Source organism: Oculatella sp. LEGE 06141, assembly GCF_015207605.1.
Classification (GTDB): domain Bacteria; phylum Cyanobacteriota; class Cyanobacteriia; order Elainellales; family Elainellaceae; genus Oculatella.
In genome coordinates this window covers 22,330-45,550 of sequence record NZ_JADEWO010000032.1, presented here as the reverse complement: position 1 = coordinate 45,550, position 23,221 = coordinate 22,330, and the positions used below count along the sequence as shown (strand labels likewise).

General features: G+C 51.4%; 18 protein-coding genes. 12 read left to right on the top strand and 6 right to left on the bottom strand.

The window, feature by feature from the left end; translation table 11 throughout:
• Window positions 1-101: 101 nt before the first annotated feature.
• Both hisIE and IQ268_RS19940 read left to right on the top strand, forming a co-directional pair.
• On the top strand, window positions 102-752 hold the full coding sequence (gene hisIE / locus IQ268_RS19945) for a bifunctional phosphoribosyl-AMP cyclohydrolase/phosphoribosyl-ATP diphosphatase HisIE (RefSeq protein WP_193883008.1): 651 nt from the start codon (window positions 102-104) through the stop codon (window positions 750-752).
• A 36-nt stretch (window positions 753-788) separates the two neighbouring features.
• Complete coding sequence (locus IQ268_RS19940; RefSeq protein ID WP_193883006.1) at window positions 789-1,430, top strand: MarC family protein; 642 nt, start codon at window positions 789-791, stop codon at window positions 1,428-1,430.
• Window positions 1,431-1,456: 26 nt separating this feature from the next.
• On the opposite strand, the gene IQ268_RS19935 is transcribed toward IQ268_RS19940, so the two are convergent.
• Window positions 1,457-2,707, bottom strand: coding sequence for an MFS transporter (locus IQ268_RS19935; RefSeq protein ID WP_193883004.1), 1,251 nt, complete (start codon window positions 2,705-2,707; stop codon window positions 1,457-1,459).
• 282 nt (window positions 2,708-2,989) lie between these two features.
• Between IQ268_RS19935 and IQ268_RS19930 the strand changes: the two genes are divergently transcribed.
• The 5 genes from IQ268_RS19930 (at window position 2,990) to aroF (ending at window position 6,566) form a co-directional block, all read left to right on the top strand.
• A complete protein-coding gene (locus IQ268_RS19930; protein WP_193883003.1) occupies window positions 2,990-3,745 on the top strand; it encodes a sucrose-phosphate phosphatase in 756 nt (251 codons plus the stop codon).
• Window positions 3,746-3,826: 81 nt separating this feature from the next.
• On the top strand, window positions 3,827-4,453 hold the full coding sequence (gene ruvA, locus IQ268_RS19925) for a Holliday junction branch migration protein RuvA (RefSeq protein WP_193883001.1): 627 nt from the start codon (window positions 3,827-3,829) through the stop codon (window positions 4,451-4,453).
• A 169-nt stretch (window positions 4,454-4,622) separates the two neighbouring features.
• Window positions 4,623-4,892 carry a 30S ribosomal protein S15 gene (gene rpsO / locus IQ268_RS19920; RefSeq protein ID WP_193882999.1) on the top strand — a complete coding sequence of 90 codons (270 nt, stop codon included), beginning with the start codon at window positions 4,623-4,625 and terminating at the stop codon, window positions 4,890-4,892.
• Window positions 4,893-4,903: 11 nt separating this feature from the next.
• Window positions 4,904-5,377, top strand: coding sequence for a PAM68 family protein (locus IQ268_RS19915; protein WP_193882997.1), 474 nt, complete (start codon window positions 4,904-4,906; stop codon window positions 5,375-5,377).
• 133 nt (window positions 5,378-5,510) lie between these two features.
• Window positions 5,511-6,566, top strand: coding sequence for a 3-deoxy-7-phosphoheptulonate synthase (gene aroF, locus IQ268_RS19910; protein ID WP_193882995.1), 1,056 nt, complete (start codon window positions 5,511-5,513; stop codon window positions 6,564-6,566).
• Between the two features lie 220 nt (window positions 6,567-6,786).
• Here aroF and IQ268_RS33265 read toward each other — a convergent pair whose 3' ends face one another.
• Together IQ268_RS33265 and IQ268_RS19900 are read right to left on the bottom strand one after the other, a co-directional pair.
• Complete coding sequence (locus IQ268_RS33265; protein ID WP_305082380.1) at window positions 6,787-8,178, bottom strand: M23 family metallopeptidase; 1,392 nt, start codon at window positions 8,176-8,178, stop codon at window positions 6,787-6,789.
• Between the two features lie 355 nt (window positions 8,179-8,533).
• Entirely contained in the window at window positions 8,534-9,400 is an 867-nt protein-coding gene (locus IQ268_RS19900) for a biotin--[acetyl-CoA-carboxylase] ligase (protein ID WP_193882993.1), read from the bottom strand.
• A 74-nt stretch (window positions 9,401-9,474) separates the two neighbouring features.
• On the opposite strand from IQ268_RS19900, the gene pgeF reads away from it, so the two are divergent.
• The 5 genes from pgeF (at window position 9,475) to IQ268_RS19875 (ending at window position 16,459) form a co-directional block, all read left to right on the top strand.
• Window positions 9,475-10,275 carry a peptidoglycan editing factor PgeF gene (gene pgeF / locus IQ268_RS19895; RefSeq protein WP_193883057.1) on the top strand — a complete coding sequence of 267 codons (801 nt, stop codon included), beginning with the start codon at window positions 9,475-9,477 and terminating at the stop codon, window positions 10,273-10,275.
• A gap of 606 nt (window positions 10,276-10,881) precedes the next feature.
• On the top strand, window positions 10,882-11,952 hold the full coding sequence (locus tag IQ268_RS19890; protein WP_193882992.1) for a glycosyltransferase family 2 protein: 1,071 nt from the start codon (window positions 10,882-10,884) through the stop codon (window positions 11,950-11,952).
• Window positions 11,953-11,977: 25 nt separating this feature from the next.
• Window positions 11,978-13,030, top strand: a complete 1,053-nt coding sequence (locus tag IQ268_RS19885; RefSeq protein ID WP_193882990.1) for a glycosyltransferase family 2 protein — start codon at window positions 11,978-11,980, stop codon at window positions 13,028-13,030.
• Complete coding sequence (locus IQ268_RS19880; RefSeq protein ID WP_193882989.1) at window positions 13,014-14,198, top strand: glycosyltransferase family 4 protein; 1,185 nt, start codon at window positions 13,014-13,016, stop codon at window positions 14,196-14,198. The genes IQ268_RS19885 and IQ268_RS19880 overlap by 17 nt, the downstream gene beginning before the upstream one ends.
• 215 nt (window positions 14,199-14,413) lie before the next feature.
• Window positions 14,414-16,459, top strand: coding sequence for an ABC transporter ATP-binding protein (locus IQ268_RS19875; protein WP_193882988.1), 2,046 nt, complete (start codon window positions 14,414-14,416; stop codon window positions 16,457-16,459).
• Window positions 16,460-16,483: 24 nt separating this feature from the next.
• On the opposite strand, the gene IQ268_RS19870 is transcribed toward IQ268_RS19875, so the two are convergent.
• The 3 genes from IQ268_RS19870 to IQ268_RS19860 form a co-directional block, all read right to left on the bottom strand.
• A complete protein-coding gene (locus tag IQ268_RS19870) occupies window positions 16,484-19,951 on the bottom strand; it encodes a PAS domain S-box protein (protein WP_193882987.1) in 3,468 nt (1,155 codons plus the stop codon).
• Window positions 19,952-20,459: 508 nt separating this feature from the next.
• Window positions 20,460-20,990: an NINE protein gene (locus IQ268_RS19865; RefSeq protein ID WP_193882986.1), complete on the bottom strand. Its 531-nt coding sequence runs from the start codon at window positions 20,988-20,990 to the stop codon at window positions 20,460-20,462.
• Between the two features lie 350 nt (window positions 20,991-21,340).
• Window positions 21,341-23,101 carry an iron uptake porin gene (locus IQ268_RS19860; RefSeq protein ID WP_339383428.1) on the bottom strand — a complete coding sequence of 587 codons (1,761 nt, stop codon included), beginning with the start codon at window positions 23,099-23,101 and terminating at the stop codon, window positions 21,341-21,343.
• Window positions 23,102-23,221: the final 120 nt, after the last annotated feature.

The following is a 23,221-nucleotide window of genomic DNA, read 5'->3' as shown; positions in this document are numbered from 1 at the left end:
CGTACACTCTTAATTAAGGGCTGACTGTCGTTAAAGATGAACGCTCAATTTATTATCCTATTGATGAGAAGCCGCAATTCCCAATTACATCTCTAAACAGCATGGTAGCCAGCGATTCCCTCCCTCTCCATTCAGCTATCCCGGTTGATAAGATTCGTTACAACGACCAGGGACTCGTTCCCGCCATTGTTCAGGACTACCTGGATGGCACTGTGCTGATGATGGCATGGATGAACCCGGACTCGTTGCAAAAAACGCTGGAAACAGGAGAAACCTGGTTCTGGAGCCGATCGCGCTCTGAGCTTTGGCATAAAGGCGCAACATCCGGGCATCTGCAAACGGTGAAATCCATGCGCTACGACTGCGACAGTGACGCTATTTTAATCAGCGTCGAGCAGATGGGGGATGTGGCCTGCCACACCGGAGAGCGCAGTTGTTTCCATCAGGTTGATAGTACCGTTCAGCCCCCTCCAGCAGATACGCTGACTCAGGTGTTTGAGGTAATTTGCGATCGCCGCGACAACCCCAATCCCGACTCGTATACCTGCAAGCTGCTAGCAGGTGGCGACAACAAAATTTTGAAAAAAATTGGCGAAGAAGCGGCTGAAGTCGTAATGGCGTGTAAGGACGATGATCCAGACGCGATCGCCGGTGAAGCCGCCGATTTGCTCTATCACACGCTAGTGGCTCTGGCTCACCACCACGTTGATGTGCGAGCTGTGTATCGAAAGCTGCAAGAACGGCGACGTTAAAGGAGCTAAAGTCTAAAGCAAGTTTGGAACAAGCCAGTGCAACCTTTGTTTTCCTTTGCCTTTGCCACATTTGTTGCTCTATTTCCGATCGCCAACCCGATTGGAGCCATCCCCATTTTCTACAGCTTGACGGCAAGAGATACCCCTCGCTATCGAGCCAAACAGGCTCGTTTTACGGCTATCAACGTAGTCTGGGTGTTAGCCGCTTTTTTAGTCATGGGAAAGTTTATTCTGTCATTTTTTGGCATTTCCCTGGGAGTATTGCAGATTGCGGGTGGGTTGTTGATTTCTCACACTGCCTGGGAAATGGTAACCGCCCGACAGCGGTTAACCGGAGCCGAAAGCGCAGAGGCGATCGACAAAGACGATATTTCGTTTATTCCAATGGCAATTCCAATGCTGAGTGGCCCAGGGGCGATCGGCGTTGTCATTGGTCTTTCCGAACGGACGGATCAGTGGTTAAGCTACCTTGGCTGTTTAGTTGGCATTGTTTTGCTGGGCATAGCGCTGTATCTTTGCCTAACCCTGGGCGAGTCGCTGGTAAAGGTACTCGGAAAAAACGGATTAGGGGCATTAAACCGGGTGCTGGGCTTTTTTATTCTGGCGATCGCTGTTCAATTTGTTGCCGATGGCACCCTGGCCTTCATCCAAGAAGCGGCTCCCAGTCTTCTGCGCTAAACAAATGCCATTACAGGAACAACCGACTAGTTCGTGACGGGCACAGAGGAAGTTATGCGATCCAGATAGCGCAGGATGCCAATGGCTAACAGCACGCTCAGGGCAGAAACAATCCAGAAGCCATCGGCAATGGTGCGCGGTTGATCCATGACCCAACCGCCCAAAGCAGGCCCCACAAAGTAACCAACCGCCCAACACAAGGAATTGATGGCCAGGTAAACACCCCGCAGAGCTTCAGGCGCAAGATTCACTACCAACGATGATGCCGCAGGCGTGTAGGCAACGGTGGCGATCGCCAGAACGCTCAAGCTAAATCCTGCCCAGAGAAGTTGCCCGGTGACGGCGATTCCGGTCAGCCACGTTAACCCGAAACCAATACCCCAGAATACAGCCGAGATCATCAAAACCTGTGGACGGCTAAATCGGTTCAGGCCACGCGCCACCGGAAGTTGGGTGATGGCAGTCAGCACAACGTGCCACGAAAACAGCGTGCTGATGGTTGTGGACGAAAACCCAACCTGTCCTTGCGCTCCCTGGACGTAGTTGGTGAAATAGAGCGGCATGGCGCTGTTGATCTGCGCTAAATAGGTGGTGAACAAAATATTGACCAGAACGTACACCAGCAAAGGGCGATCGCGCAAAGCTCGACCCCATCCCTGAAACATCCGTCTTGAGGTTTGCTGCGTGCTTAATGTTTCTGCGATCGCCCAATAAATAATGCCAAGAAAGACCACAAATGAAATGCCGTCGATCACAAATAAGGCTCGATACGCACCTGTTGCAGCAATTAACCAACCGCCCAATACCACACCCAACCCAACCCCTAAACTATCTCCCAACCGAGTTAGGGCGTAGGCTTCATTCCGTTGATCCACGGTCGTGATATCGGCCACAACCGCTTCCGTCGCCGGCCAGTACAGCCCAATTCCCAGACCCATCAGCAAGTTGCCGAGCAAAAAGGTAGGAAAGTCATAGGTCAAAGCCAGGAACACATCGGCAAGAGCAGAGACGGCGGCAGACAGCAATAGAGTTTTTCGTCGCCCCCATCGGGGTGAATCGGCAAATGAGCCGCCCACAATGCGTCCTGCAATGCCAGCGATCGAGCCGCTACCGATGCCAATCCCCACCACTGTTGCCGATAGCCCAACCTGATTCACAAAAAAAATAGGAGCGTAAAACAACGTAAATCCGCTGCCAAGCTGAGACAGCAAACGACCCGCAATTAAAATCCAGACGCGATGATCTAAGCGAGGCAGCCATGTGAGAAGTTTTTGCACCGAATTGGAGGTAAAGGATACGACTGCTCCAGCGCGGCAATTGCTGCCGATAGATTGTCTCTTTGTCAGTGTAATGAAAGTTGGTGGTATGGACGCGGCTGAATTTTGAGGCTTCCTGGCTCAAGTCGTTGAGACATCGGTGGAATGGGTGTGAACTTTGTGTTCCTGCTGGAATGGCGAAAGACACGTACCTTTTCGGAAGATTGCAAGAGGCCAGGACGGTGGACAGATTTTGATAGGATATCCTTGCTAAACCAATGGCTCGCGGTTGGGTAAAATCCTGTGACAAAATTCTTGTTTATAACGGATCTCGACAACACCCTAGTTGGAGATGATGCGGCTCTTAAAACGCTGAATTACCACCTGGAACAGCACCGTCAGGCTTACGGCACGCTGATCGTTTATGCCACGGGGCGATCGCCAGAGCTTTACCAGGAACTGAAAACCGAAAAACCGTTTTTGCTTACCCCCGATGCCCTCCTGTTGTCAGTGGGTACCGAGATCTACCATCACGGCCAGGATGATTTAGATCCAGATTGGGTTGCAGAATTATCCCACGGCTGGGATCGTGACCAGGTAGCGGCGATCGCCGCTCACTTTGCCGACCTGGTGCCCCAATCGCCGCAAGAGCAAACTCCATTTAAGGCCAGCTATCACCTCAGCCAGGAAGTTGCTCCGATGGTCTTGCCGCAGCTAGAAGCTTCCCTACAAAAACAGGGATTAGACATTCAGCTTATCTACAGTAGCGGTAAAGATTTAGACATCCTGCCAAGCCGGGGCAACAAAGGAGCGGCGATCGCCTTCTTGCAGCAAACCTGGAGGCTACCGGGCGATCGTCTGGTGGTGTGCGGTGACTCTGGTAACGACATTTCTATGTTTGCGGCGGCTACAGGTAAGGGAATCATTGTGGGCAACGCTCAACCTGAGTTACGAGAGTGGCATCACGCCAATCCATCTCCCCACCGTTATGTATCCAAAGCGCACTGTGCGGGTGGAATTTTGGAAGGGTTGCGGCACTTTGGCTTTCTGGAGGCGTGAATAATGCACGAACGCTAGGCTATAGATAACGACGAATGCATCAATGGTTCCGCCCATGTTCAGGTCAATGTTCCCCGCCTCATGATTAGTTACTTAAAAGGAACTGTTGCCAGTCTGCAAAAAATCAGCCCTAGCCGTGTGGTGTTGATTCTGGAAGTCAATCAGCTCGGATACGAAATTCAGGTGCTTCCCCGCTGGGCACAGCACCTCCCAGAGGCGGAAGACACCGTCCAACTGTTTACTCACCTGCAAATTCGAGACGATCAGATGGTGCTGTTTGGCTTTGGCTCAGCAGCAGAACGAGATCTATTCCGCCAATTGATCAGCGTCAGTGGCATCGGCCCTCAGCTCGCCGTAGCCCTGCTCGACAAATTGGGACTGCAGGATTTAGTGCAGGCGATCGTCTCCAGCAACACGCGGATGCTGGCATTAACGCCTGGGGTGGGCACCAAGACGGCTGAACGCATTGCTTTAGAACTCAAAGGCAAACTGGCGGAGTGGCGAATGCAGTCTGGCTTGGCTCCAACTCCTGGTGCTGGGCCAACCTCTGCCATTCAAGAAGATGTGGAAATGACGTTACTGGCATTGGGTTACAGCAGCGGCGAAATCATGCAAGCTCTGCAAGCGGTCGGTCAGAAGACCGCTCTTTCCAAAACGTCCAATGCCGAAGACTGGATTCGAGAAGCGATCGCCTGGCTCAGTCAGTAACACCGAGCCGCATCACCCCACCCTAACGATTCAGAGTGTCGTGGCTTTGGCACACCGCACCCAACTCACCGCTTACCGCTCTTTTTAACCTCTACCCTCCCCGTGAGAGAGCCGCTATGATAGGATGGTTGACTGCATATTGATAAGGAACTAGGAATAAAGTACATCCATGGCACTGGTACAAGAGCGCAAACACGAAATCATTTCTGAATACCAAATTCACGAGACCGACACCGGATCCGCCGATGTGCAGGTGGCAATGCTAACCGAGCGGATCAACAAGTTGAGTGCTCACCTGAAGCAGAACAAAAAAGATCACGCGTCTCGTCGCGGTTTGCTAAAAATGATTGGGCAGCGCAAGCGGTTGCTGGCCTACATCATGAAGAATGACCAAAAGCGCTATCGTGCCTTGATTCAGCGTTTGGGTATTCGGGGTTAAGAGTAAAGCGTATGGCTCCTCAACCCCCTTCGCAATCAAACGACAATACCGATACTTCAAGCCGCGATCGCCTTCCGTTTGAACCGGCCAAAAGCCGCAAACAGGCTGAAAAGAAGGCCGCAGCAACCAAATCCGCCACTGAAAAGCCACGCCGAACCGCCTCCAGCAATCAAACCACTATTCCAGATGTAGTCAGTAAGCGAATGGTGCGTCGAATGGCCTTGTTCTGCGGCATTCCAACGGTCTTTGGCATGTCCACGTTTGTGGCCAGCTATCTGGTGGTCAGCAACAATCTAATCGAGCTGCCCAATGTTGCGGTTGTCCTGGTCAGCATGGGCTTCTTTGGATTGGGCGTACTCGGGCTAAGTTATGGTGTCCTTTCAGCCTCTTGGGATGAAGAAATTCCTGGCAGCAAGTTGGGTTGGGTAGAGTTCACCACCAACTTAGGGCGAATGACCAAAGCCTGGCGATCGGCAGGTAAATAATCGTAACAACCCAACCCGGCACCCCAGGTCAGGTGAAGGTAGGGGGGCACTGTCGGTCGTAGAATATCGAAGGTTGGGCGACTAACCCATCTGAGAGGTTTAGAAAACAACTCACTTAGCTAGGAAGTTTGACATGATTGTTGTCATGAAGATCGGCACTCCTGACGTTGAAATCGCTCGATTGGGCGACGAATTCGAGGCATGGGGGCTGACACCTGAAAAAATTGTCGGTAAGCACAAGACGGTCATCGGTTTAGTGGGCGATACGGTTGATCTGGATGTGCTTCAGATCCAGGAATCCAGTCCCTGGATCGAGCAAGTGTTGCGAGTTGAGAAGCCATTCAAGCGCGTCAGTCGAGAATATCGTCACGGTGAAGCCAGTGAAGTAATTGTCTCTACGCCCAATGGCCCCGTGACTTTTAGCGAACATGCGCCTGTTGTCGTCGTCGCAGGGCCTTGCTCGGTCGAAAACGAAGCCATGATCATTGAGACGGCTCGTCGCGTCAAAGCGGCTGGGGCACAATTCCTCCGGGGTGGAGCCTACAAACCGCGCACGTCTCCCTATGCGTTCCAGGGACATGGCGAAAGCGCATTGGGTTTATTGGCGGCTGCCCGCGAAGCAACGGGACTCGGCATCATCACCGAAGTAATGGATACGGCTGACCTGGACAAGGTGTCAGAGTTTGCGGATGTCGTCCAGGTGGGTGCCCGCAATATGCAAAACTTCTCTTTGCTCAAGAAGGTAGGGGCGCAAGACAAGCCAGTCCTGCTGAAACGCGGCATGTCTGCCACTATCGAAGAATGGTTGATGGCGGCAGAATATATTCTGGCTGCCGGAAACCCAAACGTGATTTTGTGCGAACGAGGCATTCGGACGTTCGATCGCCAATATGCCCGAAACACGCTGGATTTAGCGGTCATTCCCGTGTTGCGATCGCTCACCCACCTACCGATCATGCTGGATCCCAGCCACGGTACGGGTCGGGCTGAATATGTTCCATCCCTGGCCTTAGCATCTGTTGCCGGGGGAGCCGATTCCCTCATGATTGAGGTACATCCCAATCCGGCCAAAGCTCTGTCTGATGGCCCCCAGTCCCTCACACCCGAGCGGTTCGATCGCCTCATGCAAGAATTAGCCGTCATTGGTAAAGCGGTTGGACGTTGGCCTCAGGCTGTCGCCGTTGTCTGAAGTGACGTCTAAAGTGGCTATTTAAACTGATCCATTCTTTCAATTAAAGACGTTGCGTTCAAATCTGCTTTCCTAAAGCTGAACGCAGCGTTTTTTTATGTCAACGTTTTGCAGAAGAACAGGCGACCAAAAAATAGGGCACCTGATGAGAGTGCCCTGAAATCAAACTGTAGTTATGTTGTAGTTGTGGAATCGTAGTGGAGCGGAGATCGTCTGCTTACTAAGGAGTAGGCTGGTTAACTGGCTTAACTTCTTTGGTAATTTCTTTGCTAAGGTCTACCGCTGCGCCTTCCAGGGTCGGAATCGCCCAGTTGATCAACTGCAATTCTCCAACCGTTTTGTCGTCTCCAGTTTTAGACATCGCCAAAGCAAGCTGAGGTGACTCTACCATCTGAGCCAGGGCATAGGTTAACAGCTCACCTGGGTCAAGCGCCAACCACCCCTGCGGCGTGCGTTCCCGAAACTCAAAGTGCAAGTGTGGCCCAGTTGATAACCCAGTACTGCCCACTCGGCCAATGACCGTGCCTTGTTCCACCCACTCTCCAGGTTGAACAAAGATTTCAGACATGTGAGCATACAGCGTTTCTTTCGTGGACTTCTCGTGTTGCAATACAACCGTTAATCCATATCCCTGCATGAAGTCGGCGATCGACACCTGCCCTTCAAATGCCGCCAATACGGGTGTTCCCATGGGAGCACCTAAGTCCGTTCCCGAATGGAGGCGATAGGTGCCAGCAATGGGGTGTAACCGCCAGCCAAATACAGAGGTAATCGCAGCGGGAATCGATAGCGGAAACATCAAACTCACATTGCCGTTACCAATTCGAGCTTGAGGACGAGCTGAAATATTGTAGAAGTCGCGTCCAGATGGGGCTGTGCCGCCTGCTCGAATGCCACCAGCGCTGAGGCTAACCGGCCCCAGACTAACGGAGCTAAGGCTTCCAGCACTTCCACTGGGTCGAGCCTGACCGTTACTGGCAACCGCATTTGAGTTGCAGATGCTATTGGGCACGCCTTGCCCAGCGTTTAGCACCGTTTGGCATCCTGTAGAGCGCTCCGAAAGCACAATAGAGGGCTGCGGACGGGTGGCTCCAATACTGTAATCGGTTGAGTCGATGTAGGCATTGCCAAATTCGGTAGCCGAGGGCGACTCAACTGCGCGGTTAAGGTTGTCTAAATTACCCAGATTATTCAAGTTGTCCAGGTTGGTGACGCTGTCAATCGTGACGTTTGTACCTGGAACGGCTGAATCAGACGTAGCACGCTCTGGAGTAGAGGTTGCGCTCGCAGGCACCTCTGGTTGAGCTGCGCTGGGGGTGGGTGCCTCTACCGCAGCAGGCTGTGGCTGGATGGTTGGAATTGATGTGGGCGCAACCGGAGCAGGGGCAGCAGGTGCCGGGGCAGGTGCGACGGGTGCCGGAGCGGCAGGCGATACAAGCAAATCTTGAGCGCTGGGCACAACAACGGCATCAGGAGCTGGCTGACTTTGGGCGATCGCAACCCCACTCCCCAACATTCCTAATCCTCCTAACCAGGCTACCCCCTGCGCTACCAAGAAGCGCTGATCAATGGTTCTAGATGTGATGCGAGTAGAGTGATTTTGTTCAGTCATTGCTAGCGCCTGTACGAGATAGTAACCTCGAATGTCCTTTCATTGAATTTTGACCTGGGTCAAAACGTTAGCCAATCTAGATATAGTCAATCTAGACTATGCCGTATGGGATGCAAATCGACTTCATCCACCTGATTCACCTAACCGGATGAGTTAGTTCAGACGGTTGAAGATTATCCCTTTGAAGATACCGTTGATAGGATTTCAAACGCAACGGTGTTCACGATAACATCCTGCTCATCTAGTCGCCAATAGTAGAGTTCCAGTTCCAATTTTCCCATCTGACAAGCCAGCCTATCAGTTCTGCAAACAGTCCTGCAAACAGTCCTGCAAAGAAACGCCGTTATCCATCACCCTACCTTTGACCGTAGCCAAGCTGAACCGTTCCTGGCTTCAGGGCAACTTCCGTTGAGGCTGAGCCGGATGAGTGGGTGGCAGTTGAAGACAGGCAAACCCGCAATTCTCCAGCTTTTGTGACCCCTACTACGTTTCCCTCACGGTTATCTATTGCGATCGACCGTCCCATGCTGGTGAGGAGTGCCTGGTAAGAGGCCAAAACTGCATCAATTCCCTGCTGTTGCCAGCGGCAATAGCCTGCCATCAGCCCTTGAAGGACGATCGCCGCCAGCCGTTCAATGGACTCAATGGGCTGAATGGATGGAATAGCTTCCACGGAACAACGGGTCAGAGAATGCTGGTTAAGAATAGTCTGCAAATTGATGCCCGTCTCTGGTACGGGGTTGCTCCAGTTAATTCCCACTCCCACCACCGCTTGGGCAATCTGTCCGTGCTGAATTTTTGTCTCCGTTAAAATTCCTCCCAACTTCTGCCCGTCTATCACCAGGTCATTGAGCCACTTGAGCTGTACCGGAATCCCAAACTGACGTAATGCAGTAGCAACGCCCCAGGCACTGCACAGGGTCAGTTGCGCTCCATATTCTGCGGCCAGAGTTGGAGAGAGCGCTAACGAGAGATACAGTCCACCGGGCGGCGATTGCCATTGCCGTCCCCATTGTCCCCGTCCGGCTTGCTGTTGCAGCGCAATCACAACGGTTCCTTCACGGGCACCCTGCTCCAGCAGGTGCCAAAGCGTACGATTGGTAGACGGCAGCGTTTCAAACAGATGAACAGAGAATTGATTGAGCTGCTTGAGCTGAAGCCCATCTAGTTGAATGTAGTTTTGTTGTAGTGCCGCTTCTAGCTGTTGCCGATCGAATTTCACCCCATCCCCCGCAACGGTCGTGGCTTAAATTAGCATAGATGTGTTTGGCTACTTGCGATCGCCCCTTACACTCAATGCACACCTGGCACTGGCAAACCTGGCAAGGACTCTCTTACCTCACCTGTAGCGTGTTAGAGCCGTACTCCCACGGCTTTTTCACCCAGCAGTTTTCGCCTCGCCCTCCAGAGGAATTGGTCAATGTTTTAGATGCGGAGGCGCAGGTCTATCGGGTTAAGCAAGTCCACGGTGACGTGGTGCTAACCCCCTCTGAAGTCGAAATAATTCAGAGTCAAACCGCAGGCAAGCTTGAAACCGCACCACCCCTACCGGATGCTGACGGCTTATTAACCGACGACAGCGACCAGGCCGTTTGGGTGTGTTCAGCAGATTGCACCCCCGTGCTAATTGCAGATGTTGAGAGCGGCCAGGTTGCGGCCATTCATGCAGGCTGGCGCGGTACTGCCGCAGAAATTGTGCCAAAAGCGATCGTTCGGCTGCAAGACCAGGGCAGCCAACTGCAAAACTTACGAATCGCAATGGGGCCGGCGATCGCTGGCGATGTTTACCAGGTTTCAACCACCGTTGCGGCTGAAATTGGCGCAACGCTTGTACCGTCTGCCCTAACTCACTCGCCCGAATCGATTCTAGAAGCGCTGTACCAGCTTCCTCATTCACCGTTGTTAGCCGATCCGCAACCGGGACGCGCCCGGATTGATGTGCGCCAGGTGAGCGTGCTGCAACTGGAAAAAATGGGAATTCAACCCGATCAGGTGGCGATCGCACCCTACTGCACTTATCAATCTCCAGAACACTTTTTCTCGTACCGACGCAATCGGCTGAAGAAAGTGCAATGGTCAGGCATTGTCAGTGGGTAAACGAACCAGCAAGCAAACTAACACCAATTTCAGCCCCTTGGCTTGCCCACAGACAACAACGAGGCTACGATTGTAATCAAATCGGCAGGGCAAGCATCAACGTTTATTTCAAATGCCATTCAACGCAAATCTAAGTATCTGCTTGCTGCTCAAAACGTGATAGCCGTAAAAGTGACTTTGGCAGGGTAAAATGGCACCCCAACAATCGTAAAACCGTAATTCTTTATACAGGGCTGTTTCCATTTTTGTAACCCGCTTCCTGAGTTCCAAACCGTGTGTTAAGAGGCTTTAAAATAGGAACCGCCTGAACGGTAGTCCAGGCGGAGTGTGGTGTGAGGAGTGAACGGAAACTTGCGTCTCCGCTTCCTTTATTGTAAGCGAAGGTTATCAGTTTGCCATTAATTCGAGACATTTGTCTCAAATAAACTTATCAAACGGAACTGCTTTTCTCGTTAGTTCTACTGTCTCTTTAAAAACCCGCCGGAATTGACCTGCGGCACTGAATTTTATGCAATCTTGACAAAATAGGCCGCTTTGTGAAGGTCACCCGAAAAGGGGAGTTGATAGACTCATCGGCAGTAAACACTGATACGGACAAATAGTCGAATGGTAGACTATGTGGCACTGCCCAGTGTTACTCTGATCATCACCCAGCGAGAGCGCTTCAGTTTAACAAAGCCTTCTCTTGAGAGCATTTTGGCAGATTATGCTGCCTACCCGTTTCAGCTCATCTATGTGGATGGCAATTCGCCAACCTCCGTTCAGCACTATTTGCAGAGACAGGCCAGACGGCACGCTTTCACTCTCATTCGGCAGGAGCGCTACTTGCGATCGAACGAAGCTCGCAACCTGGCTCTGCCGATGGTAACGAGGAGCGATTATGTTGTCTTTATAGATAACGATGTAATAGTGGAACCCGGTTGGTTGAAGGCACTGGTAGACTGTGCCGAAGCCGAAGGCGCTGGAGTGGTTGCGCCTGTTGTGCTACAGGGGCAGCCGCGATCGCCCACGACTGAAGTTCATGTGGCCGGAATTCAAACCAAATTTCGGAGAAAGCGATTGGGCAAACGCTGGTTCGAGCAAAAGCAACTGCTCTATGGCAAACGCTTCTGTGATGTAGAACGAACCCTGCGCCGAATGCCAGTGGATTCCGTTGAGTTTCACTGCCTGTTGGTGCGCCGTAGCTATCTTGACCATGTGATATTAGACGAAGTGTTTGATACCCTCGCCAGTCATACAGACTTTTGTTTTCAAATAGCAGCCCAGGGCGGCAGCATCTTCCTGGAACCAAGTTCCAGGGTGACCTTCTTGAACCCAAGACACATCAGAGTATTTACCCCAGACGATTTGCCCTTTTATCGGTTTAAATGGGACGATCCATTCGTTGCCAAAAACTTCAGGCATTCGGTACGTAAATGGAACCTGGATCGAAAAGATCCATCAATTTGGGCAATATGGAAATGGGTGATCAGTAATCGACAGATTCCAGCACAGCTTTCTACACCGAAGGGTCATTTTCCGCACCAACTGCTGCGAGCCTGTCGGCATCCCTGGTGCCCCAGTGTATTACGCATGATGCTTGAGCAATGGGTTCTTGAGTTAACGTTTCCCAAGACCGGTATTCCTTCAAATTTAGATGTAGCTCTGAACCCGTCCGCCAAGCAGCCAACAACTTAAAATATTCTGCTACTGGGTTTGAGGAATGACTGCTCTGGTTTCTGTGGTTGTCACCGCGTTCAACAAAGCTCCTTATCTTGAACAGGCGGTCAAGAGTGTACTGGCGCAAACCTACACTAATGTTGAATGCATCATTATAGATGACGGCTCGACAGACTATACGGCTGACATCGCTCAGACGTTAGTCGATCTGGATGCGCGGGTACAGTATTTTTACAAACCCAATGGGGGCATTTCCTCCGCTCGCAATGCTGGCATTCAACACGCCCAGGGCGAGTGGATTCAGTTTTTAGACGCAGATGACTGGATTCATCCTGACAAAATCGAGGTGCAACTGAGTCATGCTCGTGCGGTTGAATCTGCGGTTGAATCTGCGGATGTTGTGGTTTATTCAGATTATCAACGGGTTTACTTTAACCGCCAGCATCAGCTCGTTGACCAAAAACCCTGCATCGTTGGTGATTTAACCGCGCAACAGTTGATTGAACGGTTATTGATTTGTCCGGATCGGTTGGCGCGATCGCCCTTTCCCCTCTTGCAACAGGCCATGCTGTTTAAGAAACAGATCTTTCAACGGATTCAGTTTAATGAAGACCTTAGAGCCTGTGAAGATCGAGCGCTTGTTTTGGAGCTGTTGCTGCGAAAAACACCGTTTGTTTACGTTCCTATGATTGGCGCGTTTTATCGCAAACATTCTGCCAACCTGACTGATAATGATGCGCTGATGCGGGAATCCTACATCCAGTACTTCAATCTGGTGTACCAGCAACACAAGCCATTGCTACCGTTCATGCAAACCAGCGTTCACTTTTTAATCAATCGAGCCATTGCCGACCGAGACACGCGTAGCGTTCAGGCGTTAAGCCAACTCACTCAATTTCCGCTGCATTTACTGGATCGAAAGCTAACGATTTCTAGCCTGTGGCTGCTTCGGCTGGCTTATAGCTTAAGGCAACTGACTCCCAACTTCTTACTATACGAACAGCACCGGGGACCCCGCTCGAAAAAACTGATTGCAGCGCTATCTCAGTTACGTGGTAGAGTCCAACGGCCTCAACACTATGACTCTGAACCATAGGGCAAAATCAGCACTGAAAGTGTCTCTTGTCGTCAGCGACTTAGCAGGCGGCGGTGCGGTGCGAGCCTTTTTGTTGGGGCAGGTTTTGCAAAAGCTGAGGTATGACGTTGAAGTCGTTGGCTTCCTGTTTGTGGGCAACGATTTGTATGCGGCTCCTCCCGGCGGAATGGCGATCGCCTCTGTGCCGGGGGCGCGTTACCCTCAGTTCGTGCGATCGGCTGCCGAACTGCTGCATCGGCTTGACGGAGACATCATCTATGCGGTGAAACCAAAGCCGACCAGCTTTGGTTTGAGCGTGTTAAAAAAACTGCAAACCCGTCGTCCGGTGATTTTAGACATGGATGACTGGGAACTCAGTTGGCATGGAGGCGACGATTGGAGCTATCGTCCGTCTCTAAAGCAGCTTGCCAGAGATCTGTTAAAACCGAGCGGCGTGCTGCGAGAGCCAGACCATCCGCTGTACATTACCTGGATGGAACGGCTAGTATCTCAGGCCAATGCCCTGACGGTTGATACCCAGTTTCTACTCGATCGGTTTGGAGGCGTCTACCTTCCGAACGGGAAAGACACCGCCTTGTTTGATCCCGATCGCTACGATGGGGCAGCCAGCAAACATCGCTATGGATTATCGGCCTATCGTGTGCTGATGTTTCCCGGTGCACCCCGACCACACAAAGGGTTAGAGGATGTACTCATGGCGCTCGATCAACTGAACGAGCCTGACTTTCGATTAGTGATTGTGGGCGGCAATCCCTACGATGACTACGATGACCAGTTGATTCGGCAGTGGGGACGGTGGATTATCAAGCTGCCGAAACACCCAGTTGAACAGATGCCAGAGGTGTTGGCGGCGGCGGATGTGATCGTAGTACCCCAACGAGACACCCTGGTTGCAAACGCTCAGTTTCCGCTGAAGTTAACAGACGGCATGGCGATGGCAAAGCCGATTCTATCAACCCGAGTGGGGGATATTCCTAAAATCTTGGATGGTGCCGGATACCTGGTTGACCCAGGTGCTCCTGGGCAAATTGCTGACCAGATTCAACAGATCTTCAACCACTTTGATGAGGCAATCACCCGTGGACAACGAGCCAGAGCTAAGTGCGTTAAATGCTACAGTACCGATACGATGGCAACTATTCTTGAAGAAATCATTTCACACCTATAATCGTGTTTATAATAATTGGCAAAAAACGATTATCCGTTTCTCTCCTCTGCCAATGTTAAGAGGATATCCCTACAGCAGCTTGCATTTTCCCTGCGGCTCAATCGATCAATTGGGAGATCTGTTGAGAGATCTGTCTAGTAGGAAGTCAAGTAAGGCGATTGTACGTCCTACACCTGGTCGTTGGGTACTTGGTGAGTCTTAGTAGGAAATCCTAGATGTCTTCTTATCAATTACTGTTGAGATTTGCTGGGCGATATCCTGGCTGGGTTTTTCTAACGGTGCTGTTGGGCTTCTCTGGTGGTCTGTTCAACGGTATTGGGACAGCCTTAATTGCCCCCGTTCTACTGGGCTTTTTAGGCCAGGCATCGGGTACCGATGATGCGCCCTCGGTGATTCAAACGATTTTGTCTCCCTTTGATGCGGTTCCACCCAACTACCGTTTGCTGGTGATGACGGGGGCAGTGGTATTGCTGATCCTGCTCAAAAATCTAGCGGCTTATTTTAACACGTTAGTGTCGGGCGCTCTCAAGCGAGCCTTATCGAACGATTTGCGGGAAACGGGGCTGCAACTGCTGCTGGATGTCGATCTTGATTTTTACACCAAGATTGGAGTTGGTGATATCATCCATCGGCTTAACAGCGAGATGGTGCGTGCGGCCACTGCGATCATGACGATTGTGAAGGCGATCACCACCATTATTACGATCACTATTTTTATTGGTCTATTAATATCGTTGTCGTGGCAGTTGACGATCGCCTCCACTGTTTTGCTGGCGGTGGTGACAGTGGTTAACCAGGTTAGTATTGCCCGCGCTCGTCAATTTGGTAAGTATCTTTCGGAAGTCTCACGGGGCTACTCGATCGCCCTGCTCGATGTTTTGGCGGGAATGCGCTTAGTTCGTTCCACGGCAAATGAAGACATTGAATACGAGCGGCTGAAGAAGCTGATGCGCGACCGAGAACAGGCGGAGTACAACTCTCAGGCCAATTCTGCTGCGATCGCCCCCTTAAGTGAAGTCACTGGAGTTGTAGCACTGCTGCTAATTGTGCTGCTGGGACGAACGCTATTGGCTGATCAAATTGAGGCTTTCTCAACGGTTTTGCTGGCGTACCTGTTCCTGCTCTTCCGCACCCTGCCGCTGATGGCTCAACTGAACGGAGCGCGAAACCAATATGCCAGCCTATCGCCCAGCGTGGATGTGGCTAACGATTTCCTGCGGCGAGACAACAAATCGTTCATGGCAAATGGCTCGGTGCCCTTCCAACAGTTGCGTCAGGGAATTCGATTTAATCGGGTTTCGTTTGCTTACCCCGACTATTGCAGCCCGGTGCTAAAAGATATTGATTTGCATGTGCCCCGAGGAACAACCCTGGCATTGGTAGGGGCTTCGGGTGCTGGTAAATCTACGCTGGCCGATCTGTTGCCCCGGTTTTATGACCCCACTGAAGGTTCCATTACCATTGATGATGTAGACTTACGCGATCTGGATATTAAAGACTTGCGGCGAGCAATGGGCGTGGTGAGCCAGGATACCTTTCTGTTTAATGCCTCCGTCCGCGACAACATTGCCTATGCGCGTCCGGATGCGACCGATCACGAGATTATTGAAGCCGCCAAAAAAGCCAATGCCTACGAGTTTATCCTCCGTTTACCAAACGGACTGCACACCCAAATTGGCGATCGAGGCGTGTTGCTCTCGGGTGGTCAGCGGCAGCGGTTGGCGATCGCCCGCGCGCTCCTACAAAATCCTGAAATCTTGATTTTAGACGAAGCCACCAGTGCCCTGGACACCGTATCTGAGCGGTTGGTGCAAGAGGCGCTCGACAAGCTCAGCGCTAACCGAACCACTGTTGTTATTGCCCATCGGCTCTCAACCGTCCAGAAGGCAGAGCAGATTGCCGTTTTAGATCAGGGCAAGGTGGTAGAACTGGGGTCCCATGATGAACTCCTGAATAGGGGCGGATATTATGCCGAACTGTGTAAGATGCAGTTTAGCGAGACCACTCAATCGATTGTGGGTTCAACCCGCAACCAAATTGCAGCGACCTCCTACGAAATTCGCACTCGGTTGAACGCCATGATGGGATCGCTGCGGTTAATTGTAGATGGATACATTGATAACCCTGAAGAGCGGAACGAACTGACTGAGGAAGCCTACTACTCGGCTCTCAGTTTGCTTAAAAGCCTTGAATCTCTAGAACATATTCAAGAAAGGATTGAAACACCAGAGGCTACTCCGCTGCCGATCAAGCCCGCTTGAAACGCTCAATTGAGTAGATATAGACTAGTCCCGTCCTGCCAGGGTGCCAACGACAACAATCAGTTCGGTTGGGTTGACCGGTTTAGGGATATGGGTTTGGAACCCGGCCAGCAAAGCTTGCCTACGGTCTTCCTGACGGGCGTAGGCGGTAAGAGCCACGGCTGGTATTTTACTGTACTGATCGGGTTGCCGCGATCGAATTTGGCGAATCAGCGAGTAGCCATCTTCATTGGGCATTCCAATATCGCTGACCAAAACATGGGGCGAAAAGTCGTGGAGAATGGCGATCGCCTCCTGCGTCGAGGCTACGGTGGCAACATTAGCACCACAGTCTTCCAAAATGGCCGATACCAAATCCCTCGCGTCCAGTTCATCGTCAACCACCAGCACCCGCACCCCGTCTAGCGAAGGCGAGCAGACCGAAGGGATCTCACTATTGTAAGCAGTCTGGCTGGGTTCTAACGTTTGATGAGTCTCTTGAACCACAGCCATAAGCGGCAGTTTGACCGTAAACGTCGCCCCTTCTCCTTCACCAGAGCTAACCGCCTGCACCATTCCCCCATGTAGCTCGGTTAAATGACGGACGATCGCCAAACCTAACCCTAAGCCACCGTGAGAACGGGTGATGGAACCGTCTGCCTGCCGGAACCGCTCGAACACATAGGGCAGAAACTCAGGATTGATGCCTCGGCCAGTATCGATTACAGCAATCTCGGCATATCGGCTCGTTCGGCTTAAACGAACCTCAACCCGGCCTCCCTGGGGGGTAAACTTGATGGCATTAGACAATAAGTTCCATAACATCTGTTGCAGGCGATCGGGGTCGCCAGAAACAGGGCCAGCGGTGCTGTCTAAGCGGCTTTGCAGCAGAATACCTTTAGCATCGGCGGCTGGGCGCATAGCTTCAATAGCGGCTTCAATGACGGGCGGCAAGTCCATCGGACGGACATTGAGCCGCAGCTTGCCTCGAATGATGCGAGAAATATCTAACAGGTCGTCAATGAGCTGCACTTGTGCCTTAGCATTGCGCTCAATCGTTTCTAACCCCTGTGCGGCGGTTGCCTGATCGAACTGCCGTCGGCGCAGCAGTTGTGCCCATCCTAAAATGCCGTTGAGAGGCGATCGCAACTCATGGGATAGGGTCGCCAAAAACTCGTCCTTAATGCGATTGACTTCTTGCGCCTGACGATAGAGCCGCGCATTATCCATCGCCATGCCTACGCGTCGTGCCACATCTTCGGCTAGCGCTAAATCAATGGGTTCATAGTGTCGCTTGGATTCTGTGGTGGCTAAGACTAATACCCCCAGGGTTCTGCCTCGTGCCGTCAGAGGCACCAACATCAGTGAAGTGGGCCATAGCTCGGGCTGAGCTGTGACCAGTTGTTCCGTATGCATCAATTCAGGTATTGGCAACCTGGCTACCTCTGGGATAAAGCGCGATCGCCCACTCCGCATCACTTTCATGATCAACGGATTGGTATCCTCGAGCGGTGCCGGCCCCAGCGGTTCGAGCTGGTGCAACAGGGTTTCGCACTCAGGAAGCACATGGGTAGCGGCAAGACACCGAATGGAGTTAGACTCTTCCACCGTAAAGATGAGGCAATAATCAGCCAGGCCGGGAACTGCTAATCTGGCAATGCGCTTCAACGTATTCTTGTAATCGAGTGAGGTCGTCAGCACCGTTCCCACCTCCGCTAGCAGACGCAGGGCTTCTTCTGTTCGTTTACGCTCGCTCAGATCTAAGTAGAAAGCAATTAGCTCTTGCTGCTGGTCGTATGGTTCTTGCAGTAAGGCACCTCCAATAAGTACCGGAATCTGGCTGCCATCGTCGCGGGTATAGTTTTTCTCGATAGGAGTACAAACTCCGAGCGTCTTTAACTCTTTAGCACTGCGGGCATCAGAATTTTGAAACTCTGATGGGGTAAGCTGTTTCCACTGAATTTTTCCAGAAAGCAGCTCGTCTTTGCTGTAGTGCATCATTTGCAGAAAGTAGTCATTGGCATAGCGAATTCCATCGTTGAAATTGCCAAAAACGACACCAAACATATTGGACTCAACCAGCCGCCGGAATCGCTTTTCGCTCTCTTCTAATGCCGTTCGCGTCCGTTTGTATTCCGTCAGATCGAGCACGAAACTAAAGCCAAAATTATCCGATCCTTCTAGAAACGTGGCACCCACCAGGGCAGGCACCCGCTGACCGTCTTTACGGATATACTCTGTTTCAAGCGGAGAGTGTTGTTCTGCATGGCGCATCTCTCTCAGCCATTGCTGGTCGAGATATCGCCGTTCCGGTGGCACTACTTCTAGCCAATTTACCTCTCCGCGCATGACTTCGTCGCAGCTATAGCCGATTAGAGTACAAAAAGCTTGATTAGCTTCCAGGATGTTGCCCTGTCCATCCCAAAACACAATCCCAATCAGGTTCGACTCGATCAGTTGGCTGGCTCGCGCTTCGCTGGCCTTGAGTTGCTCGCTGCGCTCTACCACTTGCCGATCGAGGTCATCTGCCAATACTTGAAGCTGATCGATCGCCTGCTGCCGTTCGGAGACGGTTGCTGCCAGCAACAAGCCTGTGACGGTTATTACACCTAAAAAGGCTTGTAGAAACACGATCGATCGCAACTCCCCGCTTGCCCAAGACAAACTGCTGCCCTGGGTCGCCCCCCACGCTGCGATCGCCGCAATCATCAAATTACTCAACGTGGTTCCCCGTTGCCCCAACCGTAGAGCCGCCCAAATAACCAGCGGGAACGGCAGATATTCAATTGGGTAAAGGGTTGACCCTGGGTAGCAAGAGCAAATAAACCCCAACCAACTCAGCGTAATTAGCAACAAGAACCAGAGAACGATTTCAACCACTCGTTGCAGCCGTGGGATAGTATCATCCACAGGTTTACCCTGAGGCAACGGCATAAACCAGCTCAATAAAACCGGAGTAACAACCAGAACCGAAATGGCATCACTCAACCACCACTCTCCAACGAGTTCTGGAAATTGATTCCAGGTATAAACGCCACCCAGCCACAGGCTAATAAACCCTACCACTGGCGCGATCGGGGTGGAGAACAGCCCCCCAAACAGCACCAGCCCTCCCACATCCCGCACCTGGCTAAGCTGGACGTTGAAGCGAGTGCGACGTAACAGTGTCGCCGCTGCCAACGCCTGAAGCGTAATGCCAACGGTCATGCCAACGGCAACACTCCACGGCAACCCCAGCGAGAGCACAAACCCGGCACTGCTTAGCCCAACAATGGGTAATCCCAGCCTGCCAATTAGCAGCAGGATGCCAAGATTGAAGCCTGCTGGAGACCACACCGGGGAAATGAGTTCGTTGCTATGGAGTACCGAAAGGGTTAGCCTGGCTAGCATAAAATAGACAATAGCCAGACCTACCAGCCCAATAATCGCCTTGGGCGATCGCAACAGCGGTGGACTTTCGACCTTGACAGGCTGAGAACTGAGTGAACTTGCGGACGAGTTTGGGTAAATCATTTGTCTTATACAGACATGAATTGGCGTATATCAAACAGCTAAAAAACAGAGGCTTTGAACTAAATCTGAACTAAAACGAAACAGATCCAACCAACCACGACAATCCGTCGGCAACTGTTATGCTGCCGCAGATGAAAAAGCTGAATTGAATGAAATGACGCAACGTTTAAGCGATTATCAACGTGTAAAAGTGAAACAGAAATGGAGCCAGCTCTAAGAGTTAGATAGTGCTGCACAACTGTTTCAGTGTTTATTAAAAGTCTAGATTCAGCCTAGCGCTAGCGCTGGCTTCTAGCGATTTTTCTACCAAGTGTATCTATTAATAGCAAACCTATTTTCTACCCTGGTTTGCAACTATCCTCAGGTGGAGCAGAACACATCGCAAGGTAGAGTTACTAATAGTTTGAAACGAGTAACCCTAACTATTAATGCAGTTCAATGAGGCTAAAGAAACGAGAGTTGGCTCTGTTACTGGGGTCAGAGCCTGGCTGCACCAACATTGAAACTATTACAGCTCCAGGAAGTTGTAGGTGACAACGCCTGTAGACGGATGATTTTCGATCGCCACATATCCCAACCGAGACATATCTTTCAGGATTGCTTCAACTTCTTCAAACCCCAACCCTGTATCGAGTACGCCTTGTGTGACAGAAATTTTGCCGCCTCGGGACTCTGCCGACTTCAGCAACTTAATCATCATCTGTTCGCGGGTCAACGATTTTGCCTCAGCCGACTGGGACGAGACAGATGGTGGCCCCGATTGGGCGATCGCCTCTGGTGGTATGACAAATTGAATAGTGGACTGGTTCAGAGGGACTCCTGTAGGAGAGGTACCCAGTTTGGCTCGTAGCCGCAAGTTGTGCTCTTCAACCATGTTGGGAATCAGGAACAGGTCAACCAACTGTCCAACGCCAAACAATCCGTAGGTGCAAAACCAAAGCAACCCAGACGCAATCTTCCGATTGTGGAGACGATGAAGTCCGGCTGCTCCAAAGAAAACGCCGAGCCACAATAGATAGCTGGTTTTGGTGTCATTCATCTGCGATCGCCTCAAAGCTGCTGAATGGAATTGATAAGAGAAACGGCTAATTGGTTCTCGGCTCAATGTTGGGGCTAGACGAACCGTGGCTTAGTTGGGGTGACTAAGATCCTGAAGAACACTGCATCAATTATAAAAGCGCTATTCTAAGACGGGCGAAAAATGACACGATTATCCAAAAAAGCTTTATCTGAGGGGCGATCGTACCGCCAACCTGAACGACTTCCACAGAAAAGCCCCGCTCGCGAGCGGGGCTGGAGTTTATAGTCCGACATTGAGATATTCGGTGTGAGATGAGGCTTAACCCATCTGCCACACCGTCAAGGAGCAACCAGGCGTTTAGCTAATGGCTAGAAGCTAAAGGTTGTTCGGAGTGAACCAATGAACGTCTCATCGTTCTCATTGTCGTTGAACGGATCGGAGATGTAGATAATGCTTGGTGTCAGCGCAATGTTGTCGTTGAGAGCATAGCGATAGAAGACCTCAGCGAGGAAGGCAGTGTCTCTAGATTGCCCTGGCAAATCGCGCGTATAGGACGGTACACCAGCCAGGATACCTAGCAAATTCCCTTCTCCTCCCAGATCGGGAAAGGCAAGCGTTCCTTGATAACTCCAAAGATCGTAATCATCTCTGGCACCAATCCCATCAACGTCGGTATAAGCCGCACCCCCCCCAATTTGAACAGCATCATCGAACAGTTTGAAGTTGATCTGTCCACCGTAAGTATTGGCTACGGCTGGCCCCTCCACTGTGTAAATATCAACATCAAAGGGAGAGCCAGAATAGGCATTGACGTAGGTTAATGCCGCATCTACAAAGCCGCTAGTGAAGGTTAACTGGGCGATCGCGCTATAGTCTCCGTTGAAGAACCCATTGCCAGCATCCGGATTGTTTGGATCATCTGCTACGTAACCACCCGCCAGGTTAAGCCCAAAGTTGTCGTTGTCAATGAGCTGAAACTCGATGCCAGCACCCGCACCACTGCCTGCAAACCCTTGCTCATATTGACGCGGATCGGCAAACTCAGAAATTGCACCCGTATCTGAGCTAGCACCGAGAGGATAGGTGACGTTAGGAACCAGATCATCAATGTCTAGACCAATAGCACCAATGGTAAAGCCAACGCGATCGCCTGCTGGGAGGGTATAAATCAAGTCATCCAAGCGAAAATTACCTTCGCTGTTACCCCCAGCTTGGAAGCCGAGAGGATCTCCTTCAAACTGTTGCAAGTCTTCTGCCTCTAACCGGGTTCTCAAGCGGTCTTCGCCAAAGAAGCTAGTGTCAAAATTAAGGCGAACTCGATACCCAAAAATCACCTGATCATCAAATTGTTCATCTTCCTCAAAAGGTGCAGAAACAAGGAATTGGGTACGACCTTGTAACACCGTTGTGGTTGAAAACTGGTTGGCTTCCAGCTCAGCAGTACGCGCTTCAAGGGCATCTACTCGACCCCGCAGCGTCGCTAGTTCAGCAGCAAATTCTTCTTGTAACCGTTGCAGCGTTGCCAGGTCTTCACGGGTAACAGCATCGGCCAACCCGGCGGCAATCAGCTCATTGACGCGATCGAGCGCCGCGTTTAAGCCCGCCGCAAATTCATAGCGAGTCATTGCCCGGTTGCCCCGGTACGTGCCATCTGGATAACCCGCAATGACCCCATAGCGTTCCACCAGCGATTGCAAAGCCTGGAATGCCCAGTCGGTCGGCTGCACATCTGATAACTGCGAGATGGACGTAACCTGCCCCATCTGGCGTGTTGAATCGATCTGCTCCAGCGACGAAACGTCTGTCATTTCTGAGGTTGCGGGCAATGCTTCAATTGCATCAACGCCACCCACAGCAGACGGCTCAATCAACGTCTGTTGTGTTGAAAAATCGGTAGCCGATTGATCCGCCATCTCTGTTGGAAAATCAAGGCGATCGACTTCTGTGGCTGACAATTCTGATTCAGATAAAGCATCAGTTCCCATCTCAGAAGCCAATGCTGGAAACGTAGCCAGCACAACCACGCTTCCAATCAGCGGAGCCACGAACCAAGCTTTTGTTAAACCCTTCGACACCATAGCAAACACTCCCCACCCAAAAATGACGTAAATAGCTTCAGTTTCAAGCACAAATTTCGGCCAATCAATCCAGACGATTCAAAAGCAGGTCAATCTAACGAAACCATCTGGTTGATTCAATGGCATCTTTCCAAGCAGGGCATTGCTGATTTGATGGATTAACCTTGCACA

Bases quoted from the DNA above. Each gene is read 5' to 3' on its own strand.
- hisIE (WP_193883008.1), top strand. From the start codon at position 102: ATGGTAGCCAGCGATTCCCTCCCTCTCCATTCAGCTATCCCGGTTGAT.
- rpsO (WP_193882999.1), top strand. From the start codon at position 4,623: ATGGCACTGGTACAAGAGCGCAAACACGAAATCATTTCTGAATACCAA.
- IQ268_RS19870 (WP_193882987.1), bottom strand. From the start codon at position 19,951: ATGATTTACCCAAACTCGTCCGCAAGTTCACTCAGTTCTCAGCCTGTC.
- IQ268_RS19885 (WP_193882990.1), top strand. From the start codon at position 11,978: ATGACTGCTCTGGTTTCTGTGGTTGTCACCGCGTTCAACAAAGCTCCT.
- IQ268_RS33265 (WP_305082380.1), bottom strand. From the start codon at position 8,178: ATGACTGAACAAAATCACTCTACTCGCATCACATCTAGAACCATTGAT.
- ruvA (WP_193883001.1), top strand. From the start codon at position 3,827: ATGATTAGTTACTTAAAAGGAACTGTTGCCAGTCTGCAAAAAATCAGC.
- aroF (WP_193882995.1), top strand. From the start codon at position 5,511: ATGATTGTTGTCATGAAGATCGGCACTCCTGACGTTGAAATCGCTCGA.
- IQ268_RS19865 (WP_193882986.1), bottom strand. From the start codon at position 20,990: ATGAATGACACCAAAACCAGCTATCTATTGTGGCTCGGCGTTTTCTTT.
- IQ268_RS19915 (WP_193882997.1), top strand. From the start codon at position 4,904: ATGGCTCCTCAACCCCCTTCGCAATCAAACGACAATACCGATACTTCA.
- IQ268_RS19875 (WP_193882988.1), top strand. From the start codon at position 14,414: ATGTCTTCTTATCAATTACTGTTGAGATTTGCTGGGCGATATCCTGGC.
- IQ268_RS19890 (WP_193882992.1), top strand. From the start codon at position 10,882: ATGGTAGACTATGTGGCACTGCCCAGTGTTACTCTGATCATCACCCAG.
- pgeF (WP_193883057.1), top strand. From the start codon at position 9,475: ATGCACACCTGGCACTGGCAAACCTGGCAAGGACTCTCTTACCTCACC.
- IQ268_RS19880 (WP_193882989.1), top strand. From the start codon at position 13,014: ATGACTCTGAACCATAGGGCAAAATCAGCACTGAAAGTGTCTCTTGTC.